The sequence below is a fragment of the Hydrogenophaga sp. 5NK40-0174 genome (assembly GCF_040372165.1).
Lineage (GTDB): Bacteria > Pseudomonadota > Gammaproteobacteria > Burkholderiales > Burkholderiaceae_C > Hydrogenophaga.
Map to the genome: position 1 here is coordinate 60,001 of NZ_BAABWG010000002.1, position 2,500 is coordinate 62,500.

The following is a 2,500-nucleotide window of genomic DNA, read 5'->3' on the forward strand; positions in this document are numbered from 1 at the left end:
TTCTCTCCGAAAACTATTTAGGTAGTGCCTCAAGTATTACCGTCGGGGGTAGAGCACTGTTTTGGCTAGGGGGTCATGGCGACTTACCAAACCAAGGCAAACTCCGAATACCGATGAGTACAGCTTGGGAGACAGAGCACCGGGTGCTAACGTCCGGACTCAAGAGGGAAACAACCCAGACCGCCAGCTAAGGTCCCTAAAATTGGCTAAGTGGGAAACGAAGTGGGAAGGCTAAAACAGTCAGGATGTTGGCTTAGAAGCAGCCATCATTTAAAGAAAGCGTAATAGCTCACTGATCGAGTCGTCCTGCGCGGAAGATGTAACGGGGCTAAGCCAGTTACCGAAGCTGCGGATTCACAGTTTACTGTGAGTGGTAGGAGAGCGTTCTGTAAGCCTGTGAAGGTGGCTTGTAAAGGCTGCTGGAGGTATCAGAAGTGCGAATGCTGACATGAGTAGCGTTAAAGCGGGTGAAAAGCCCGCTCGCCGTAAGCGCAAGGTTTCCTACGCAACGTTCATCGGCGTAGGGTGAGTCGGCCCCTAAGGTGAGGCAGAAATGCGTAGCTGATGGGAAACAGGTCAATATTCCTGTACCGATTACAAGTGCGATGTGGGGACGGATCTTAATAGGTTATCCGGCGGTTGGAAGTGCCGGTTTAGACAGATGTAGGCGATACGTAGGCAAATCCGCGTGTCATATACCGAGGCTGTCGATCGAGTGAGCTTGCTCGCGAAGTAACTGAACGGGGTCCCAGGAAAAGCCACTAAGCTTCAGCTTGTAATTGACCGTACCGCAAACCGACACTGGTGCGCGAGATGAGTATTCTAAGGCGCTTGAGAGAACTCTGGAGAAGGAACTCGGCAAATTGACACCGTAACTTCGGAAGAAGGTGTGCCCTAGTAATGTGTAGAGAACATCGAAGCATGAATGGGTTGCAAAAAATAGGTGGCTGCGACTGTTTATTAAAAACACAGCACTCTGCAAACACGAAAGTGGACGTATAGGGTGTGACGCCTGCCCGGTGCTGGAAGATTAATTGATGGGGTGCAAGCTCTTGATCGAAGTCCCAGTAAACGGCGGCCGTAACTATAACGGTCCTAAGGTAGCGAAATTCCTTGTCGGGTAAGTTCCGACCTGCACGAATGGCGTAACGATGGCCACACTGTCTCCTCCAGAGACTCAGCGAAGTTGAAATGTTTGTGATGATGCAATCTCCCCGCGGAAAGACGGAAAGACCCCATGAACCTTTACTGTAGCTTTGTATTGGACTTTGAACAGGTTTGTGTAGGATAGGTGGGAGGCTTTGAAACCGGAACGCTAGTTTCGGTGGAGCCAATCTTGAAATACCACCCTGATTTGTTTGAGGTTCTAACCTAGGCCCGTTATCCGGGTCGGGAACAGTGCATGGTAGGCAGTTTGACTGGGGCGGTCTCCTCCCAAAGCGTAACGGAGGAGTTCGAAGGTACGCTAGGCACGGTCGGACATCGTGCTAATAGTGCAATGGCATAAGCGTGCTTAACTGCGAGACTGACAAGTCGAGCAGGTGCGAAAGCAGGACATAGTGATCCGGTGGTTCTGTATGGAAGGGCCATCGCTCAACGGATAAAAGGTACTCTGGGGATAACAGGCTGATACCGCCCAAGAGTTCATATCGACGGCGGTGTTTGGCACCTCGATGTCGGCTCATCTCATCCTGGGGCTGTAGCCGGTCCCAAGGGTATGGCTGTTCGCCATTTAAAGAGGTACGTGAGCTGGGTTTAAAACGTCGTGAGACAGTTTGGTCCCTATCTTCCGTGGGCGCTGCAGATTTGAGGAAGCCTGCTCCTAGTACGAGAGGACCGGAGTGGACACACCTCTGGTGTACCGGTTGTCACGCCAGTGGCATTGCCGGGTAGCTAAGTGTGGAAGAGATAACCGCTGAAAGCATCTAAGCGGGAAACTCGTTTCAAGATTAGATCTGCCGGGGCCTTGAGCCCCCTAAAGAGTCGTTCAAGACCAGGACGTTGATAGGCTGGGTGTGGAAGCGTAGCAATGCGTTAAGCTAACCAGTACTAATTGCTCGTGCGGCTTGACCCTATAACTTTGACGGAACGTCAAAGCATTCAAATGTCAGTGGATCTATCCACTGCGTATGCCAGCGTTGGCAGCAATCAAAATACGCTGATTCATCAGACTCTATGAATTCGTCTGACCAGGCAAAGCCTCGTCAGACAACCCGTTATGCCTGACGACCATAGCAAGGTGGAACCACTCCTTCCCATCCCGAACAGGACAGTGAAACGCCTTTGCGCCGATGATAGTGCGGATTCCCGTGTGAAAGTAGGGCATCGTCAGGCTCTTACACCTCAAAACCCCCATGCACTTCTCGTGTGTGGGGGTTTTGTTTCTATATAAGTGTGAGGGTACACATCGAAGATGTGTGCCGCACGAAGAAACTTGCAAAAAGTTTGACTGGATCGAAAAATCTGGTGTATACTGCAAGGCTTCGCTGATCACTGCGAA

At 51.1% G+C, this 2,500-nt stretch carries 2 rRNA genes (1 of these 2 cut by a window edge); both read left to right on the forward strand.

What is annotated here, in order from left to right:
- Window positions 1-2,074, forward strand: a 23S ribosomal RNA gene (locus tag ABWV89_RS05945); it begins 802 nt to the left of the window's first position.
- A gap of 147 nt (window positions 2,075-2,221) precedes the next feature.
- Window positions 2,222-2,334: ribosomal RNA gene (gene rrf / locus ABWV89_RS05950) — 5S ribosomal RNA — on the forward strand.
- The last annotated feature ends 166 nt before the right edge of the window (window positions 2,335-2,500 follow it).